Raw genomic sequence first — 17,851 nt, 5'->3', positions numbered from 1 at the left:
AGTCTGGGTCCAGCCCAGCCTATAGAGATGGCTGCCCGCGGGGCACGGCGGCGGGCGGTACTGACAAGTGTTCCGGATGCAGCATTTCGGCGTACCGCAACTGCTCGGGAATGCCGAATCCGTCGATCAGATCCTGGGCGTGCGGGCGCAGCTTGCGGCACCGGTCGTTGATGCCGCGGGTGACGGCCTTGGCCCGGTCGGTCGACAGGTACCGGTGTTCGATGTACCAGGCTTTGTCGTCCTCGATGACGCTGAGCGCGTACAGGTCACACACCAGCTCCAGCAGTTCACGGGCATCGTCGTCGGGACAGGAGTCGATTCCGGCGACGAATGCCTCCAACACCACCCGGTCGATGTGCGCGGTGGCCGCGTGCAGGACGTGGTCCTGAACCGCGTTGAAGGCATCGAAGTCGCTCATCTCCTCGGACTTGGCGCGCAGCCTGCGGGCCACCGAGGTAAGGAGGTATTCCTCGCGGTCTTCGAACATGTGCACCTGGGTGCCGCGGTTGAACAGGCTGCCCTCCTCCTCGCTGTCCTGCCTGGCGTCCACGATGGTCTGCATGATCGTTTCCGCTGCAGTGCGTTTCAGAACACGATCGCCGACCGTTTCGGCCGCGAACCGCACCCATCCCACCGGACTCATGTCAGCGATGTCATCGGCATAGTCGGTCAGCAGCTGCTTGGCCACCAGTTGGGTCAGGACGTGGTTGTCGCCCTCGAAGGTGGTGAACACGTCGATGTCGGCCCGCAGGGCGATCAGCCGGTTCTCGGCCATGTATCCGGCGCCGCCGCAGGCCTCTCGTGCCTCCTGGATGGCGCGCGAGGCGTGCCAGGTGTTGGCGGCCTTCAATCCGGCCGCGCGTGCCTCCAGCTCGCGCTGTTCCTCGGCGTCGGGGTCGTCGGCGGTCTGCAGATCATGACAGCGGCTCACCAGCTCGTTCTGGGCGAACTGCAGCGCGTAGGAGCGGGCGATCAGCGGTAGTAGCCGACGCTGGTGGACCAGGTAGTCCATGATCAGCACTTCGCCTCCGGACCCGTCCTCGCCCGGTGCGCTGAACTGTCTGCGTTGCAGCGCATAGCGGGTCGCGATGTCCAGTGCCACCCGCGCGGCCGCACCGGCGCTGCCGCCCACCGAGACGCGACCGCGGATCAGTGTGCCGATCATGGTGAAGAACCGCCGGCTGTCGCTTTCGATCGAGGACTGGTAGGTGCCGTCGGGTTCGACGTCGGCGTAGCGGTTGAGCAGGTTCTCCCGGGGCACTCGCACGTTGTCGAAGACGATCCGTCCGTTGTCCACACCGGGCAGGCCGCCCTTGTAGTGACAGTCCGAGGTGGTGACGCCGGGCAGATCGTTGCCCTGCGCGTCGCGAATCGGCACCAGGAAGCAGTGCACGCCGTGACTGGTGGTGCCGGTGATCAGCTGGGCGAAGACCGCGGCGATGGTTGCGGTTTCGGCCGCGCCGCCGATGTAGTCCTTGCGCGCGGTGCCGGTGGCGGAGTGGATCACAAACTCCTGGGCTACCGGGTCATAGGTGGCGGTGGTCTCCAGCGACTGCACGTCGCTGCCGTGGCCGGTCTCGGTCATGGCAAAGCACCCGAGCAACTCAAGGTCGATGATCTGCTCGACGTAGGCGCGGTGGTGGCGTTCGGTGCCCAGGTTCTCCACCGCGCCGCCGAACAGGCCCCATTGCACTCCGGCTTTGACCATCAGCGACAGATCCGACATGGCCAGCATCTCGATCATGGTGACCGCGGCGCCGACGTCGCCGGTGCCGCCGTGCTCCTTGCGGAAACTGTCTGCGGCCACCCCGGAGCCCGCCATGATCTTGAGCTGTTCGGCGACCTTGGCCCGGGCGATCGCTGTGTTCGGCGTGTAGTGCGGACGGAACTTCTCATCGCACAGGGTGGCCCGGACTTTGTCCTTCACCCCTTGCCAGCGGCCGTCCAACGTGGTGCGCAGTGCATCGGAAGTGGTGGTCACCTCATGCACGGTATCCACTCGGGCTTCCCGCTAAACCGGGTTTACATTACGGATGTGCGTCACAAGCTGAGCCGATTGCCGGCGCTGTGCGGTGTGCTGCTGGCCGCAGCAGGGCTGGTCGTACCCGGGGATGCTCCGGCGGCCACGGCAGGGCTGCAATACCTGGGCCAGGCCACAGTCGCCTCCCATGCCACGTTCGACGGCACCATCGTCGGCGGGCTGTCGGGAATCAGCTACGACGCCGGCCGGGACTGCTACTACGTGATCACCGACGACCGGTCGGCGCACGGGCCGGCCCGGTTTTACACGGTGCGCCTCCCGGTGTCCGAGCGCGGTGTCGGCGCGGTGTCCATCAGCGCGGTCCACCCGCTGCTGGACGACGGTGGGCGTGCGTTTGAGCCCGCGGACTTCGACGCCAGTCCAGCGGTGGTGCCCCCCGATCCTGAGGGCATCGCGTTCGATGCGGTTGGGCAGCGGTTGTATTGGTCATCGGAGGGGGAGCGGCGCACCGACGGTGTCCACGCCCCGGTCCTTGCCGATCCCTGGGTCCGTAGCGCTGCACTCGACGGCAGCTATCTCGGCCGGTTCACCATGCCGCCTCAGCTGACCATGTCGGCACAGGCCACCGGCCCGCGCCGCAACACCACCCTGGAGGGCCTGACGGTCACCGCCGACGGTCGAATGCTTTTCACCGCCATGGAGGGACCGGGCTTCGACGACGGCGCCCTGCCAGACCGCGCCCACGGCGCCCTGACGCGTATCACCGCTTACCGCCTCGACGGCGGCTCCGTCGACGGTGGGCCGGTGGCCCAATACGCCTATCCGCTGGAGGCGGCCACCGGGCCGGCGGAGTCCAACGGCCTCACCGACTTGGTGGCCTTGTCGGACACGGTGTTTCTGGTGATTGAGCGAGCGTTCAGTGAACGGCCGACGGTGCGCCTGTTTCGCGCCGAGATCGCCGATGCCACCGATGTGCTTGGCATGCCTGCATTGGCGGAAACCGCCGTGACTCCGATGGCCAAGACTTTGCTGGCCGACTTGACCGCGACACCGGGTCCAGATCGCGTCGACAATATCGAGGGGATCACCTTGGGACCGCGTCTGCCCGACGGCCGGCCGACTGTGGTGCTGGTCAGTGACGACAACTTCTCCCCGCGTCAGGTGACGCAGTTCCTTGCCTTCGCGATGCCCGCAGAAGGGCTGGTGCGGCCTGTCGCGGGCTCTGTCGTGGAACCGGCGTAAGGAGCCTGAGCAGACCGAATGCAATCCGCCGCCGCAGAATTGGCATTTTTGGAATGCGATCGGGGGTGAATGGCCATTTCAGGTATAGAAACGAGTCACCTTCGGCATTCGACTGATAGCGTTACCCGGGTGGGGTACGACTGTCGGTTCGCGACGAAGCTGAGATCACGCGTTGGCTGATTCGACCGACCGGCGCGCCGATGCCACGCGCCAGCAGATCATCCGTGCCGCTGCGCATCAGTTCGCTCAGCGGCCGTTTCACGACGTCGGCCTTGACGACATTCTCGCGGAAGCGGAATTGACCAAGGGTGCGATGTATTTTCACTTCCGCTCTAAGCACGCGCTCGCATTGGCCGTCATCGACGAACAAATCGCGCGCGCCGGCGTAGCGATCCGGTCCTTGGTGGACCGCAAGCTTTCCGGTCTGGAAACGTTGCTTGACGTGGGTTACCTGATGGCGGTCGAGGATCTGACCTCCGACGGTGCCCGAGCTTTGTTGCACCTGCTGCCGGTGGTCGGCCGTGCCGAGGGTTTGCAGGCGACGGTGCTCAACAATGCGATCCGGACGTTGACCGTGGTGGCCGAACGGGCCATTGCCGAAGGCGACGTCGTCGATCGCGATCCGCAGGACGTGGTGCGGATGATGGTGGCGTTGTACCTTGGTCTGCGGCAGGCGGGCAATCTCGATGAACCCGAACAGTTTCTGGGTGAGCTGGCGCGGATCTGGTCGGTGGTTCTCTCCAGTGTCGTGCCCGCCGACCGGATCGACTATTTCGTCCAGTTCGTTCGGCGCCGGACGGCGCTGGCCATCAACACCACGTCGGCGCAGGCACGTTCGGCGGTGTCCGAGGGGGAGGCCGGCTGATGGCGCGCCAGGTTCGGTCCGAAGCCACCCGTCGCAAACTGCTCGACGCCGCCATTGATGTTTTCGGCGAGTCCGGCTACGTCGCTGCCGGGCGGACCGCGATCATCGAGCGGGCCGGCGTCACCAAGGGTGCGCTCTACCACCATTTCGATTCGATGGATTCACTGGTGACCGCCATCATCGAGGGCGGGTTCACCACGGTTCTGAACACCTTCCGCAGCATGTGTCAGCCGTCGTCGCCCGCGCTGGAGGGCATGATCCACGGGATCTTCGCGGTCACCGAGGTGTTGGCGGTCGACAAGGAGGCGCGGGCCGCGGGTCACCTGGTGTTCGCGCTGGCCGAATCCAACGAATTGGGTGCTGAGGTCGGCGGTGAGTGGGCGGCCGCGGTCACCGCCCAGGCCTCACGGGCGATCGCAGAGGGTGACTTGCGCGAGGGGCTCGATGCCCGCCAGGTCTCCGAGGCGGTCACCTCAGCCATGCTGGGAACGTGGCTGTTGACGCACTATGCGGGCGACAGCATCGGCCGGGTCACCCGGATGTGGGAGATGCTGCTGCCTGCGATCGTGGTGGAGGACTCGCTGGCATATTTCCAGCAGTTCCTGGCGCGTGACGCGCAGCGGTTTCAGGACAGCGGACCGCACAGTGTCGACGGGGCGGCGCCCGTCCGCTGAGACGGTGTCAGCGCTCCTCGAGCCAGAGCTGCTCGGTGAGATCTTGGAACGTCGCGAGGGCCACCCGGTCATCGGCACGCTCGAGTGCAGACTTGCTCATCAGGGCGCGTACCGTCGAGCCGTCCCGATGCTCCAGGGACACAACCAGATTGGCCAGCGAGTGCATCACCGACAGCGCTGATTCCTCCGCCGGCGGAACCTCGCCGAAGATCTGCCGGAACTCCCGTTCGAGCACCTCTTCCTTGGTGTAGCCGAGCATGGTGGCAAAACCGCTGTTGGCGAACAAGATGGTGCCGTCATCGGCGATCGCGAGTACCGGAACGGGAATTCTCTCCAGTGCGACTAAGGCGGGCAGCTGCCGCAGCGTGTCCATCGGGGCCAGAGGGGTCTGCGCGTTACGCCGTCGCTCCATGGGTCTGATTATGACGGGCACCGCGGACCGTTCGGGCGTTGTTGAGAGCTGTCGGAGAGTCCCCATGAAGGGGGTGGCGGGACCACTCTCGACGTGACCTGACGCACAGTCTTGTGGGGATTGAACATCATCCAAAAGGTATGTACTATTCCCGTTTATGCGAGGGACTGGTTTGCAAGCGACGGGCGCGCTGCGGCGTGCGCCGTGGCCGGCGCCGGTGAGTTCCTCCGATAGCTTCGCCCGGGGCACCTTGAGGGGTCCGCATCGCCGCTTCCCGCTGTATGCCGAGCCGGGTTGGTGCATCGCACCGACCGCAGCGCTCGCCGGCGGGCAGTCGGGGGTGCGGTTGCGTGCCGCTTTCTACCGGGCGACTTTCTTGTCAGATCACCAACGCCTGGCTGTCGGCCAGGAAAGGCATGGCCATCCAGCGCGCCGCCAGCATTGACTCAGCGGCGGGGCCCGGAACCGGGCGGGAGAACAGGAATCCCTGCGCCCGGTGACATCCATGCCGCATCAAGGTGAGCGCGGCCGCTGAGGTTTCCACGCCCTCAGCGACCACCTGCAGACCGAAGGCCTCGGCGAGCGCGATGATCGCGCGGACGATCGCGAGATCGCCGGCGTTGACGCCCAGTTCGCGGACGAACACGGTGTCGATCTTCAGGATGTCGACCGGCAGATCCTTGAGGTGGGACAGCACCGCGTATCCGGTGCCGAAGTCGTCTATGGCGATCTGTACTCCGGCTTCGCGTAACTCCGCCAGCGTCCGGCGGGTCGTCTCGATGTTCTGCACCACCGCACGTTCGGTGATCTCCAGGCACAACGAACTGGGACTCAGGCCGAACTCGTTGACGGTGTCGACCACGTTCTGGACGAACCCGCGGGCGGCCAGCTGAACCGGCGAGACGTTGATGCGCAGGGTGGCGTTGGTCCGCACACCGTTGGCCTGCCACCCGCTGAATTCCGCGCACGCGCTGCGCATCACCCAGCGGCCCAGATCGTCGGCCAGGTTGGCCGATTCGGCGATGCTGATAAAGGAACCGGGCAACAGCAGCCCACGGGTGGGATGCCGCCAGCGAACCAGAGCCTCCACTGCGACGATCGCACCGCTCCACAGGTCGACCTCGGGCTGGTAGTACAGCAGGAGCGATTCGTCGTCGATCTTGCCCTGCATATGCAGTTCAATGTCCTTGCGGAACAGGCTCTTCAAGGACATGTCGTCGGTGGAGCTGACGGTCTGGTTCCCGCCGCCGCGTTTGGCGGCCAGCACGGCCTCGTCGGCCCGGTGCAGCAGGCCCGCGCTGGTGTCCTCCCCGGGAAGACCGACCGTCACACCCACACTGACCGTGCTGTTGACGGTGTGGCCCTGGATCTCCACCCGTTCACGCAGCGCGCCCTGCAGCCGGTCGGCGAAGGTCTCGGCGCTGGACATGGACATGGGCCAGTCCGGGATGACGACGAATTCGTCGCCGCCGATGCGGGCCGTCATGGTGCGGTTCCCGGCATAGGCGCGCAGCCGCCGGGCGAAGTCCTGGATGAACCAGTCGCCGGCGGCATGACCGAGGTAGTCGTTGATCGGCTTGAGCCGATCGAGGTCGATGTAGAAGACGCCGACGGGTCCGGGCTTGCCGGCGATAAGCCGCTCGGAGAGGTGGGCCACCAGGGCGCGGCGGTTGTGCAGGCCGGTCAGGTCGTCGTGATCGGCCAGGTAGCGCAACCGCTCCTCGGCGGCGACACGGGCCTGCAATTGGGCGAACAGGGAGGCGATCGCCTCGATGGTGTTGAGTTCTTCTGGCCGCCACTTGGGCCGGCGGAACTTGACCAGGCCCAGCATGCCGATGGTCACCGGGCCGGAGATCAGCGGCGCGGTGGCCACCGACAGCGATTCGATAGCGTGATCCCGTGCCATCTGGCGCACATAACTGGATTCGTCCGGATCCGGCCGGACGACCGCCACCCGCTTCCCGTGGGCGCAGGTGGTGAAGACCGGATCGGCTGTGGTGAAGGACACGACGGCCAGCGGATCGGGGTGCGGGGGATCGGGGCGCGGTGGCCATTCGGCCACCAGCTTGGAGGCTCTGATCTCGTGATCGTTGTGGCGCAGGAACCCGGCGTCGACGTTGAGTTGCTCGACCAGCGTCTGCAGCACACGTTCGCTGACCGCGGCAGCCGTCGATGGTGTGGTGGCCATCAGCTGGGCGGCGATCGAGGTGACCAGCGCCAATCTATCCGCCACGATGTCCTTCCCCCGAAGACCGGCAACCCAGTGGGCGAGCCGCGGGGGCCGCAGGAGGCCTGGGATCGCTTCGGGCCGATGCCGGTGTCGAGCATATTCGAAAAGGCGGCCGAGCTGGTGACATCTCAGCCGAATCTCGGCTGGCAGAGCGACCGGCGATCAGCGCCGCTCCGCCCGGCGTCAGCGAACCGGTCGGGTGGGAGCGGCCTCAGCGAGGAATCGGTGCAACACGTCGACGGCCTCGGCCAGCGTTCGACGGTCTTCGGGAGCCAGCCGGTCCAACTCGGGATCCAGGGCCGCCGCCCGGTCCTGCCGGACACGCGCCATGGTGTCGATGCCCTTGTCGGTGATCCGGATCAGCACGGCTCGCGCGTCAAGCGGATCGGTGGCACGGGTGGTCAGTCCGGCGTCTTCGAGCCGGCGCACCTGAGTCGTCATGGTCGGTTGGGAGCAGTGGTCCACCGCGGCCAGATCGGAGATCCGGGCCACATCCAAGTCCTCGATAGTGGACAGCAGCCGGGCCTGGGCTCCCGGGATCGGCAGCGCAACACGCTGGGTGGCGAGCCGGTTGAGGCGGGAGACAACACTGAGCAAATCGGCGCCGAGGCTTGAATGGGCGGGGGCTACCATCGGGCAAGTATTTCACAACCGTGAACGAAAGTGGACGACCTCGGTCCACGCGGCAGGGGCCGGTCGACGCGGCTGGCAGAATCGACGGGTGACCAAGACCGGCCAGGGCGCCAACCGAGTCCGGGCGCGGTCGATGCGGCCCGTCGAGATCGCGCAGGCCGCCGTGATGGCGGCACTGTGCGCGGCGACGGCGATCATCGCCGTCGTCGTGCCCTTCGCCGGCGGGTTGGCGCTGCTCGGAACGGTGCCGATGGGGCTGCTTGCCTACCGGCACCGGATTCGCGTGTTGATCGCCGCGATGGTGGCAGCCGCGGCCATAGCGTTCCTGATTGCCGGCATGGGCGGCTTCATGACTGTGGTCAACAGCGCCTACATCGGCGGGTTGACGGGGGTCATCAAGCGTCATCGTCGTGGCCTGCCCACCGTGATCGTGGCCTCTGCGGTGGCCGGCCTTCTGTTCGGCGCCGTGATGGTGCTGGCGCTGAACGTCTTGTCGCGCTTACGGCACCTGATCTTCGAGGCGATCACCGCCAATGTGCACGGTGTCGCGGCGTTCATGGAACGTATCCCGCTGCCGGAGTTCCAGCGGGTCGCCGAGGACCTCAACGGCTTCCTCGGCACGCTGCTGCGTTACTGGCAGTGGCTGATCCTGGCTCAGATGACGATCGGCGTGATGATGGTCTCGCTGCTGGGATGGTGGGCGCTGTCGCGGGTGCTCCACCGACTGCGTGGGGTTCCCGACGTGCACAAGCTGGACCTGGCAGTCGAGGACGGTCCGGTGGCCCCCGTTCCGGTTCGGATGGACGGGGTCCGCTTCCGCTATCCGCAGTCCGACCATGACGCCTTGGGACCGGTCAGCCTGGAAGTAGGCGCAGGCGAGCACGTCGCCATCACCGGGGCCAACGGCTCGGGCAAGACCACGCTGATGCTGTTGCTGGCCGGCCGGTCCCCCACGGCGGGCACGATCGAGCGTCCCGGGGCCGTGGGCCTTGGCGCCCCCGGCGGGACCGCGGTCGTGATGCAGCATCCCGAAAGCCAAGTGCTGGGCACGCGGGTCGCCGACGACGTGGTGTGGGGCCTGCCTGCGGGCACCGCCGTCGACGTCGAGCGGGTGCTTGGGGAGGTCGGTCTGGCCGGGTTCGCCGAGCGCGACACCGGCAGCCTGTCCGGTGGGGAACTGCAGCGCTTGGCCGTCGCCGCGGCACTGGCCCGCGAACCCGCACTCCTGATCGCCGATGAGGTCACCAGCATGGTTGATCCCCAGGGCCGTGAGGTGCTGTTGGGGGTGTTGTCCAAGCTGGCCGGGTGTAGCGGTCAACGCTGTACCTCCTTGGTGCACATCACCCACTACAACGACGAGGCCGGCAGCGCCGACCGAACCATCGACCTGTCCGGCTCCCGCGACAACACCGCCATGGTGGAGACCGTCGAGGTCCCCGCGGCCTCAGCCGGGAGCGAACGCCGTGACGGCGCTCCACCGGTGCTCGAGTTGTCCGGCGTGGGCCACGAATACGCCAGCGGCACGCCGTGGGCTAAGACCGCGCTGCGTGATATCAGTTTCGAAGTCCATGAGGGCGACGGGCTGTTGATCCACGGCGGCAACGGCTCGGGTAAGTCGACACTGGCCTGGATCATGGCGGGCCTGACCACCCCGACCACCGGCAGTTGTCTGCTCGGCGGCAGGCCCGTGGACCAGCAGGTGGGGGCCGTCGCGCTGTCGTTCCAGGCGGCTCGCCTCCAGCTGATGCGCAGCTATGTGGGGCGGGAAGTGGCCTCGGCGGCGGGCTTCTCGTCTCGTGACCACGCCCGGGTGAGCGCTGCGCTGGCCGCTGTCGGGCTGGATTCAGCGCTGGCCGGACGCCGTATCGACCAGCTCAGCGGCGGCCAGATGCGCCGTCTGGTGCTGGCGGGCCTGCTGGCTCGATCGCCCCGGGCCTTGATCCTCGACGAGCCGCTCGCCGGGCTCGACGCGGCCAGCCGCGATGGTCTCCTGCGCCTGCTGGAGGAGCTGCGGCGGGAGCGAGGACTGACGGTCGTGGTCATCTCGCACGATTTCGCCGGACTCGACTCGTTGTGCCCGCGGACCCTGCACCTGCACAACGGCGAACTGGTGACGGCGCCGGCGGGTGCCGCGTGACGGGGCAGCCGCGCAGCACCCCGCGGCCGGTGGTGCTGCTGCGGCCGGTTCCCGGCGACTCCGCCGTGCACCGACTGTGGGCCGGGACAAAGCTGATCGTGGTCTTCGGCATCTCGGTGCTGCTCACGTTCTACCCGGGTTGGGCGACCATCGGGGCGGCCGCGGTGTTGGTGTTCGGGGCGGCCGCTATCGCGCGCATCCCCCGCGGTGCGCTGCCCACCGTGCCGCGCTGGCTGTGGGTGCTCTTGGTGGTCGGCGGCGCCACCGCGGCCATGTCGGGCGGTGACCCCGCCGGATTCGGTGGACTGTTGTACTTCCTGCGGATCACCGCCTTGTCGTTCGTACTGCTGGGACTGGGCGCGATGGTGTCGTGGACCACCAACGTGGCAGAGATCGCCCCGGCGGTGGCAGTGCTCGGGAAGCCCTTGCGGCTGTTGCGTATTCCCATCGATGATTGGGCGGTGGCGCTCGCTTTGGCGCTGCGGGCGTTCCCGATGCTGATCGACGAATTCCGGGTGCTCTATGCCGCGCGGCGACTGCGCCCCCGGGCCCGGCCGCGTTCGCGGCGGCATCGCCGGCGCCTGTGGGCGCGCGAAGCCATCGACTTGATCACCGCCGCCATCACGGTCACCCTTCGCCGGGCGGATGAGATGGGGGATGCGATCACCGCGCGTGGCGGTAGCGGCCAGATCTCTGCGTCGCCGGCGCGGCCGCGGCTGGCCGATCTGAGCACCCTGGTGATCGTGGCCGTCGTGTGCGGGGCGGCGGTGGCGCTCGAACTGACGGTGTTGGGCACGACCTGAGTGGGGTCGCGGGCCAGAACCCTAGCGGTGCGCGGCCGTGTTGGCGGCGTCCTGCGCCTGCCGGAGCGCGGTAGCGACCTCCAGGCGGCCGAGGAACATCTCGTCGAAATAGGGCTTGATCGCCTGGTTTCCGGCGGGGAATCCGACGCCGCCACCCGGAGCGGGGATGCGGGGCCCGTCCAGCACCGCGAAGAAGGGCGTCACGTCGATCCCGCGCTGCGACCAGTAGTCGAAGTAGACCTGCTGTGCGCTGAGCACCGCGGGGATCGCAGCGCCGGTGCGGCCCACGTATTCGTTGCCGTCGCGACTGCCCAGCCAGGCCAGCACGTCACGTACGGCCGCCGGGTGTCGTGCGGCGGCGTTGCCGACGGCCGCGATCCCATTGGTGACGCTGACCCGCCCGGCCGGTCCGGTCGGTAGCATCGCCACTCCCCACGGAAAGGTGGCCTGTTCGGCGATGGCCGCCAAGTTGTAGGTGCCGGACTGGAACAGCGCCATCCTTCCGGCCAGGAACTGATTGCGGGAGAAGTCGCCGTTGGTGTTGGTGTCCGAAGCAGGCGGAGCCACGTGATCGCTATTGATGAGCCGCACCAGGTAGTCGAAGGCGCCGATCGCGGCGGGATTGTCGAAGGCGAACTCGTCGCCGCGCTGAAATACCCCGCCGGCCGAGCCGATGTAGTTCAGGTAGATGCCCTGCGGGTCGTTGGCGGCGTTGTAACCCCATTGCCGGATCCGGCGCTCGTCGAACCCGGGGTCATCAGCGCCGCGCCCGGCGCTGTCGCGGGTGAGCCGCGCCAGCAGCGGCCGCAACGTGTCTTCGATGCCGTGCGGGTCCCAGCGCAGCCCAGCCAACTGCGCGACTCGCACGCCGGCATCGGCCAGCAGATTCGCGTTGTAGTACATCGCTATGCCGGCATCGGTCAGCTGCGGGACACCCCACAGCGTGCCGTTGCGGGTGAACTGGGCGACCACCGACGGTTCCCAATCCGAGCCGTCGTCGATCTTCATCAGCCTGCCGTTGTCGGCGTACCCGGCGAGGTAGGCATCGGAGAGCCAGAAGATGTCGTCGGCACCGCCACCGGCGACATCGGTGCGCAACGTGTCGAAGTAGGTTCCGTAGGCGACGACGTTGACGCGGACTTCGATGTCGGGGTGCTCCCGGTGGAACGCGTCGAACGAATGCCGATAAGCCCGTGCGACCTGCTCGTCCCACAACCGCACCGTCACCACCGTCGTGCCGTCGGGTGCTCGGGTGCCGGCGCCGTCGAGCAGTACCGCGGCAGCGGCCAGCAGCGCGGCAACCCCGATCACCGCCGCAGCGAACAGGGTGGAGAGCCGAGGCCGAGTCACTTGATTCCCGTGACCACGATCGATTGCACGATCCGCCGCTGGAACACCAGGAACAGCACGATCAGCGGAATCATGGCCACCGTGGTCGCCGCCATCACCAGCGTCCACTGCGCGTTGTAGCGCGACTGCAGGGCAGCTGTCGCCACCGTCAAGACCCGCCACTTGTCACCGCTGGTGATCACCAACGGCCACATGAAGTTGTTCCACTGCGAGACCACGGTGATCAATCCGAGGGTGACCAGGATCGGCCTGCTGGCGGGCAGCATCACGTGGACGATCACGTCCAGGGTGTTCGCGCCGTCAAGACGTGCGGCATTGATCAGATCGGTGGGCACGGCACGAAAATGCTGCCGCAGCAGAAAGATCGCATACGGTGAGCCGAAGACGAACGGCAACACCAGCGCCCAGAACGTGTTCCGCAGCCCAAGCTGCGCCATCATCAGGTACAGCGGCACCACCGTCACGGTGGCCGGCACCATCAACGTGGCGACATACACCCAGAACAAGGTGTCGCGCCCCGGGAAGTCCAGCCGCGCGAAGGCGTAGGCGGCCAGCACCGAGAAGCTGAGCTGCCCGATCAGGATCACAGCGGTCATCAGCGTCGTCACCGCCGCGGCACGCGCGAATCCGGCACCGCCGAGATCGCCGTAGTTGTCCAGGGTCGGCGGGTGTGGCCACGACAGCGGGGTCCCGGTGGCGAACTGCTGCGCCGGGGTGAACGACGTCAACAATCCGAGCGCGAAGGGCGCCAGGGTGATCAGCGCCCCCAGCGTCAGCAACGCGTAGACCACGGCGTTACGTGAGGTCATAACTGACCCGCCGACCCAGTGAAAGCTGTTGTACCACCGTCACACCGACCAGTACGGCGAACAGCACCAGGGCCATCACCGCGGCCCGGCCGATCGCCGCGGCACCGAACGCCTCGTCATAGATGCGGTGTGCGATCAGGTCGGTGCGGCCGCTCGGTCCGCCGCCGGTCAGCGCGTAGACGGTGTCGAACACCTGCGCCGCGCTGACCACTCCGGTCACCAGCACAAAGAACAGGGTGGGCCGCAGCATCGGCACGGTGACCCGCCAGAACCGCTGCCACCCGTTGGCGCCGTCGATACGCGCCGCCGACAACACCTGGGTGGGGATGGCCAGGATGCCGGCCAGGAAGAACAACGCGACATAGCCGACGTTGGTCCACACCACCACCGCTGAAGTCACCGGCAGTGCCAGCCCGGGATCGGTCAGCCATTCGATGCGGTGCTGCAGCAGTGTGCTCACCGCCCCGTCGGTGGGGCTCAGAATCCAGCGCCACAGCACGGCGATCGCCAACGGTGCGCAGATCCACGGCAGCACATAGAGGGTGCGGAACACGCCGCTGCCGGGCAACTCGCGGGCCAGCAGCACGGCGACAGCCAGCCCCAGAAGCGTCTGTAGCGGCACCACGAGCGCCACGAAAAGCATGGTCACCACAAGAGAATTTCCGAATACCGGATCGGTCAGCACCGATCGCCAGTTCTCGGCGCCCACGTAACTGATCGGGCCCAGCAGATCCCAGCGGTGCAGACTGAGCCACACCACCACCAGCATCGGCAAGAGCAGGAATGCGACCACGCCGAAGAGGCTGGGGGCCAGCAGCGCGTAACCCAGCGAGGTGGAGCGGGTCATGCGCGGCGAGTCTGCCATGCAGGTATTAAAGCCGGTCGATAACGTGGACGGGTGACAGCCAACCGGGGGATCGACGCCGACTTTCTGGCCCTGCCCCGCCACGAACTGGCCGACGCCGCGTTGTCGGCGGCGACTGCGGCCGGTGCCGAGCATGCTGACCTGCGTATCCACCGGATAGCGACGGAGATCATCCGGCTGCGCGACGGCGAGTTGGAGACGGCCGTCATCGATCGCGAGCTCGGCTTTGCGGTGCGCGTGATCGTCGACGGCACCTGGGGTTTCGCCTCGCATGCCGAACTGGCACCGGGCGTCGCGGCCGACACCGCGCGTCGCGCCGTGCAGGTGGCCAAGACGCTGGCGGTCCTCAACTCCGAACGCGTTGAGCTTGCCGCCGAGCCCGTGTACCGCGACGCCAGCTGGGTATCGGACTACCTGATCGATCCCTTCGACGTACCCACCGCCGACAAGATCGACGTGTTGGAGGACTACTCGGGCCGTCTCCTGGCGGCCGACGGGGTAGACCATGTGTCGGCCTCACTCACCGCGGTCAAGGAGCAGACCTTCTACGCCGACACGTTCGGCTCGGCGATCACCCAGCAGCGGGTGCGGCTGATGCCGGTCCTCGACGCGGTCGCCGTCGGGCCGGAAGGCTTCGACTCGATGCGCACCCTGGCGCCCCCGACCGCGCGGGGCTGGGAGGCGGTGGCCGGCGACACCGTCTGGGACTGGTCGGACGAATTGGCGCAGCTTCCGGTACTACTCGCCGAGAAGATGAAAGCCCCCGGCGTGATCGCCGGGCCAACCGACCTGGTGATCGATCCCACCAATCTGTGGTTGACCATCCACGAGTCCATCGGCCATGCGACCGAATACGACCGTGCTATCGGCTACGAGGCGGCCTACGCCGGAACGTCATTCGCCACCCCGGACAAACTCGGTACGCTGCGCTACGGCTCGCCGGTGATGAACGTGACGGCGGACCGCACGGTTCCCCACGGGCTGGCGAGCATCGGCTACGACGACGAAGGTGTTGCGGCCCAGACCTGGGATCTGGTGCGCGACGGGCGATTCGTCGGGTATCAGCTGGACCGGGTGTTCGCGCCCAGGCTGGGGCAATCTCGTTCCAATGGGTGCTCCTACGCCGACTCGCCGCACCACGTCCCGATCCAGCGCATGGCCAACGTGTCGCTGCAGCCGGGGCCCGAGGACGTGTCCACCGTCGATCTGATCGGCCGGGTGGATGACGGCATCTACATCGTCGGAGACCGATCGTGGTCGATCGATATGCAGCGCTACAACTTCCAGTTCACCGGCCAGCGGTTCTTCCGGATTCGCGATGGCCGCCTCGATGGCCAACTGCGTGACGTGGCCTATCAGGCAACCACCACTGATTTCTGGAACGCCATGGAGGCCGTCGGTGGTGCCTCGACGTGGCGGTTGGGTGGTGCCTTTAACTGCGGTAAGGCCCAGCCAGGCCAAGTGGCAGCGGTCAGCCACGGCTGCCCGTCGGCGCTGTTCCGGGGGATCAACGTGCTCAACACGCGCAGCGAGGGGGGCCGGGAATGATCGGACCGCACCAGGTCATCGACGCGGCCCTGGCCGCTGCGAAGAGCGACAACACCGAGACCATAGTGCTGGTTTCCGAGCGTTCGCAGGCCTCACTGCGCTGGGCCGGCAATTCGATGACCACCAATGGGGTGTCGCGTAGCCGCACCACCACGGTGATCTCAATCGTCTCCGACGACAATGGCGCACGGGTCGGTTCGCTGCGCTCGGCGGAGGTGGATCCGGCACTGATCCCCGAGCTCGTTGCGGCCTCCGCGGAGGCGGCGGCGCAAGCGCCGGAAGCCCGCGACGTCTCGGAACTGGTGCGCGGCAACGGTGTACCGGATGATTGGGATGACCCGGTACCGGAGACCGGCGCGGAGGTTTTCGCCGGGCTGGCTACGTCACTGAGTCGCGGCTTTGGTGGTTCCGACCAGCTTTATGGATTCGCCCGCCATGAGGTGGAGACCACCTTCTTGGCGTCCTCGACCGGGTTGCGGCGACGATTCACTCAGCCCACCGGGACGGTGGAGATCAACGGCAAACGTGCCGGCGCCAGTGCCTGGGCCGGCATCAGCACCCCCGATTTCGTCGACGTGCCAACGGATTCCCTTCTGGAACAGCTCTCGACGCGGCTGGGTTGGGCGGCGCGCAGCGTCGAACTGCCGGCCGGACGCTACGAGACCTTGATGCCGCCGTCCACGGTCGCCGACATGATGATCTATCTCGGCTGGACGATGGGCGGCCGCGGCGCCCAGGAAGGCCGAACCGCACTCTCGGCACCCGGCGGCGGAACCCGGGTGGGGGAGCGATTGTCCGATCTGCCGCTGACGCTGTACTCCGACCCGCACGCGTTCGGGCTCGAATGCGCGCCGTTCGTGGCGACCGGCGCCTCATCGGAGACGGCGTCGGTGTTCGACAACGGCTTGGACATCGGGTGCGTGGACTGGATCCGCGGTGGCGTGATCAATGCGCTGGCTTATCCGCGGGCCGCCGCCGCCGAGTTCGGTGTCCCTGTGGCCCTGCCCGCCGACAACCTGCTGATGACGGGCGGTTCGGCCAGCATGGACGAGATGATCGCCTCCACCGAGCGCGGGCTGCTGCTCACCACGCTCTGGTACATCCGTGAGGTGGACCCGACCACGCTGCTGCTGACCGGTCTGACCCGTGACGGTGTCTATTTGGTCGAAGACGGCAAAGTGACTGCGGCGGTGAACAATTTCCGGTTCAACGAGAGTCCGTTGGACCTGCTGCGCCGCGCCACCCAGGCCGGTATCGCCGAACCGACCCTGCCCCGGGAGTGGGGCGACTGGGCCACCCGGGCGTCCATGCCGTCGCTGCGCATTCCCGATTTCCACATGTCGTCGGTGAGTCAGGCGCAGTGACTGCCGCCTCGGTCAACTGAGCTCGTCGAACCTGGCCAGCGCGGCGTCGAGGTCGTCCCCGTCGAAGAGTTCAGAACGACTGAACCGTTGGCCGTCGACGGTCATGACGATGATGTCGCGCCACTGGGCGGCGAAACCGTCTTGTGAGACCCCCTGCGCCACGTGGGTGACGACCGCGCCGATCTGGCTGAGTCGATGCACCGCTGCGATGTAGATGGTGGTGTCGGGGGAGTCGGCCCAGGCGGCCTCGATATAGGGGATCATGTCTCCGGTCTCGAAACCTGCGCCCCTCCGGTGGTCGATGCTGATCCAGTCCGGCGTCGTTGCAAAAGCGTTGCGCTGGTTGAAATCGGCGTAGGCGCTCATGACGAGCGACCACGTCTGGGCGTATTCGGCCGCTTCGCCGGCGAGGTAACGCGCGTCAAGCTCGGCGATGGCGACATCGGTGTCGTCGGGGTCGAAAGTCACCGTGTGCCGCATAAGACCGGTGGTGTCGACCTCCACGAGATGCAAAAGCTCGACGACGACCGTTCGATCGGGATCGCCGGCATCGCGATAACAGTCGCGGGTCAGCGAGAGCCGAGATCCGCGGATTGCGATCGGTTCTACCTCCAACCGCCAGGTGCTCGGGACCGTCTTCAAGGTGGCGTCGATGACTTTGCGCCGCTCGGGACCGTCGAGGACGGAGCGCAGGCCTTTCCGCCGATCCTCGTAGCGGCCGTTGTCGTCGGCAAGCGCGAAGATCGCATCCCCCTCACGGCGGTCGAATGCCTCGGCAACGCGTACGCAGGTCCGTGTTGCTGCGTTCTCCAGCGCCGGAGTCGGTCGACTCAGCTCGTCGAACCTAGCGAGCGCGGTGTCGAGGTCGGCCTCGTCGAATACTTCGCAGCGGCTGATCATTTCGCCCTCGACCGCGAACAGGACGACTTCGCGCCATT

14 protein-coding genes are annotated in these 17,851 nt (G+C 67.1%); 7 read left to right on the top strand and 7 right to left on the bottom strand.

Features of this window, described 5'->3' with window-relative positions:
• Window positions 1-19: 19 nt before the first annotated feature.
• Complete coding sequence (locus tag BST15_RS13615) at window positions 20-1,981, bottom strand: acyl-CoA dehydrogenase family protein (RefSeq protein WP_046189585.1); 1,962 nt, start codon at window positions 1,979-1,981, stop codon at window positions 20-22.
• Between the two features lie 54 nt (window positions 1,982-2,035).
• On the opposite strand from BST15_RS13615, the gene BST15_RS13610 reads away from it, so the two are divergent.
• The 3 genes from BST15_RS13610 to BST15_RS13600 all read left to right on the top strand — a co-directional run bounded on the left by BST15_RS13610 (window position 2,036) and on the right by BST15_RS13600 (window position 4,762).
• Window positions 2,036-3,223, top strand: a complete 1,188-nt coding sequence (locus BST15_RS13610; protein WP_052751480.1) for an esterase-like activity of phytase family protein — start codon at window positions 2,036-2,038, stop codon at window positions 3,221-3,223.
• A gap of 172 nt (window positions 3,224-3,395) precedes the next feature.
• The gene (locus tag BST15_RS13605; protein WP_046189574.1) at window positions 3,396-4,088 is read left to right on the top strand and encodes a TetR/AcrR family transcriptional regulator; all 693 of its coding nucleotides are present in this window, start codon (window positions 3,396-3,398) and stop codon (window positions 4,086-4,088) included.
• On the top strand, window positions 4,088-4,762 hold the full coding sequence (locus BST15_RS13600) for a TetR/AcrR family transcriptional regulator (RefSeq protein ID WP_046189575.1): 675 nt from the start codon (window positions 4,088-4,090) through the stop codon (window positions 4,760-4,762). The genes BST15_RS13605 and BST15_RS13600 overlap by 1 nt, the downstream gene beginning before the upstream one ends.
• Before the next feature lie 7 nt (window positions 4,763-4,769).
• Here BST15_RS13600 and BST15_RS13595 read toward each other — a convergent pair whose 3' ends face one another.
• The 3 genes from BST15_RS13595 to BST15_RS13585 form a co-directional block, all read right to left on the bottom strand.
• Window positions 4,770-5,135: a PAS domain-containing protein gene (locus BST15_RS13595; RefSeq protein ID WP_109370828.1), complete on the bottom strand. Its 366-nt coding sequence runs from the start codon at window positions 5,133-5,135 to the stop codon at window positions 4,770-4,772.
• 418 nt (window positions 5,136-5,553) lie between these two features.
• Entirely contained in the window at window positions 5,554-7,362 is a 1,809-nt protein-coding gene (locus tag BST15_RS13590; protein ID WP_046189587.1) for a putative bifunctional diguanylate cyclase/phosphodiesterase, read from the bottom strand.
• Window positions 7,363-7,587: 225 nt separating this feature from the next.
• Window positions 7,588-8,037, bottom strand: coding sequence for a MarR family winged helix-turn-helix transcriptional regulator (locus BST15_RS13585; protein WP_046189577.1), 450 nt, complete (start codon window positions 8,035-8,037; stop codon window positions 7,588-7,590).
• 88 nt (window positions 8,038-8,125) lie between these two features.
• Between BST15_RS13585 and BST15_RS13580 the strand changes: the two genes are divergently transcribed.
• Together BST15_RS13580 and BST15_RS13575 are read left to right on the top strand one after the other, a co-directional pair.
• On the top strand, window positions 8,126-10,174 hold the full coding sequence (locus tag BST15_RS13580) for an ATP-binding cassette domain-containing protein (protein ID WP_409366545.1): 2,049 nt from the start codon (window positions 8,126-8,128) through the stop codon (window positions 10,172-10,174).
• On the top strand, window positions 10,171-10,977 hold the full coding sequence (locus BST15_RS13575; protein ID WP_046189578.1) for a CbiQ family ECF transporter T component: 807 nt from the start codon (window positions 10,171-10,173) through the stop codon (window positions 10,975-10,977). The genes BST15_RS13580 and BST15_RS13575 overlap by 4 nt, the downstream gene beginning before the upstream one ends.
• Window positions 10,978-10,998: 21 nt before the next feature.
• Here BST15_RS13575 and BST15_RS13570 read toward each other — a convergent pair whose 3' ends face one another.
• The 3 genes from BST15_RS13570 to BST15_RS13560 are packed head-to-tail and all read right to left on the bottom strand — an operon-like array spanning window position 10,999 to window position 14,001.
• On the bottom strand, window positions 10,999-12,327 hold the full coding sequence (locus tag BST15_RS13570; RefSeq protein WP_046189579.1) for an ABC transporter substrate-binding protein: 1,329 nt from the start codon (window positions 12,325-12,327) through the stop codon (window positions 10,999-11,001).
• A complete protein-coding gene (locus BST15_RS13565; protein ID WP_046189580.1) occupies window positions 12,324-13,136 on the bottom strand; it encodes a carbohydrate ABC transporter permease in 813 nt (270 codons plus the stop codon). The genes BST15_RS13570 and BST15_RS13565 overlap by 4 nt, the downstream gene beginning before the upstream one ends.
• Entirely contained in the window at window positions 13,123-14,001 is an 879-nt protein-coding gene (locus tag BST15_RS13560; RefSeq protein WP_046189581.1) for a carbohydrate ABC transporter permease, read from the bottom strand. The genes BST15_RS13565 and BST15_RS13560 overlap by 14 nt, the downstream gene beginning before the upstream one ends.
• Window positions 14,002-14,034: 33 nt before the next feature.
• Here BST15_RS13560 and BST15_RS13555 point away from each other — a divergent pair, with 33 nt between their 5' ends.
• Together BST15_RS13555 and BST15_RS13550 are read left to right on the top strand one after the other, a co-directional pair.
• Complete coding sequence (locus BST15_RS13555) at window positions 14,035-15,549, top strand: TldD/PmbA family protein (RefSeq protein WP_046189582.1); 1,515 nt, start codon at window positions 14,035-14,037, stop codon at window positions 15,547-15,549.
• Window positions 15,546-16,913: a metallopeptidase TldD-related protein gene (locus tag BST15_RS13550; RefSeq protein ID WP_046189583.1), complete on the top strand. Its 1,368-nt coding sequence runs from the start codon at window positions 15,546-15,548 to the stop codon at window positions 16,911-16,913. Before BST15_RS13555 ends, BST15_RS13550 begins: the two co-directional genes overlap by 4 nt.
• Window positions 16,914-17,851 lie beyond the last annotated feature (938 nt).

It is taken from the genome of Mycolicibacter arupensis (genome assembly GCF_002086515.1).
Lineage (GTDB): Bacteria > Actinomycetota > Actinomycetes > Mycobacteriales > Mycobacteriaceae > Mycobacterium > Mycobacterium arupense.
Note: the sequence above shows the minus strand (reverse complement) of the source record. Positions and strands in the feature narration are given on the sequence as shown.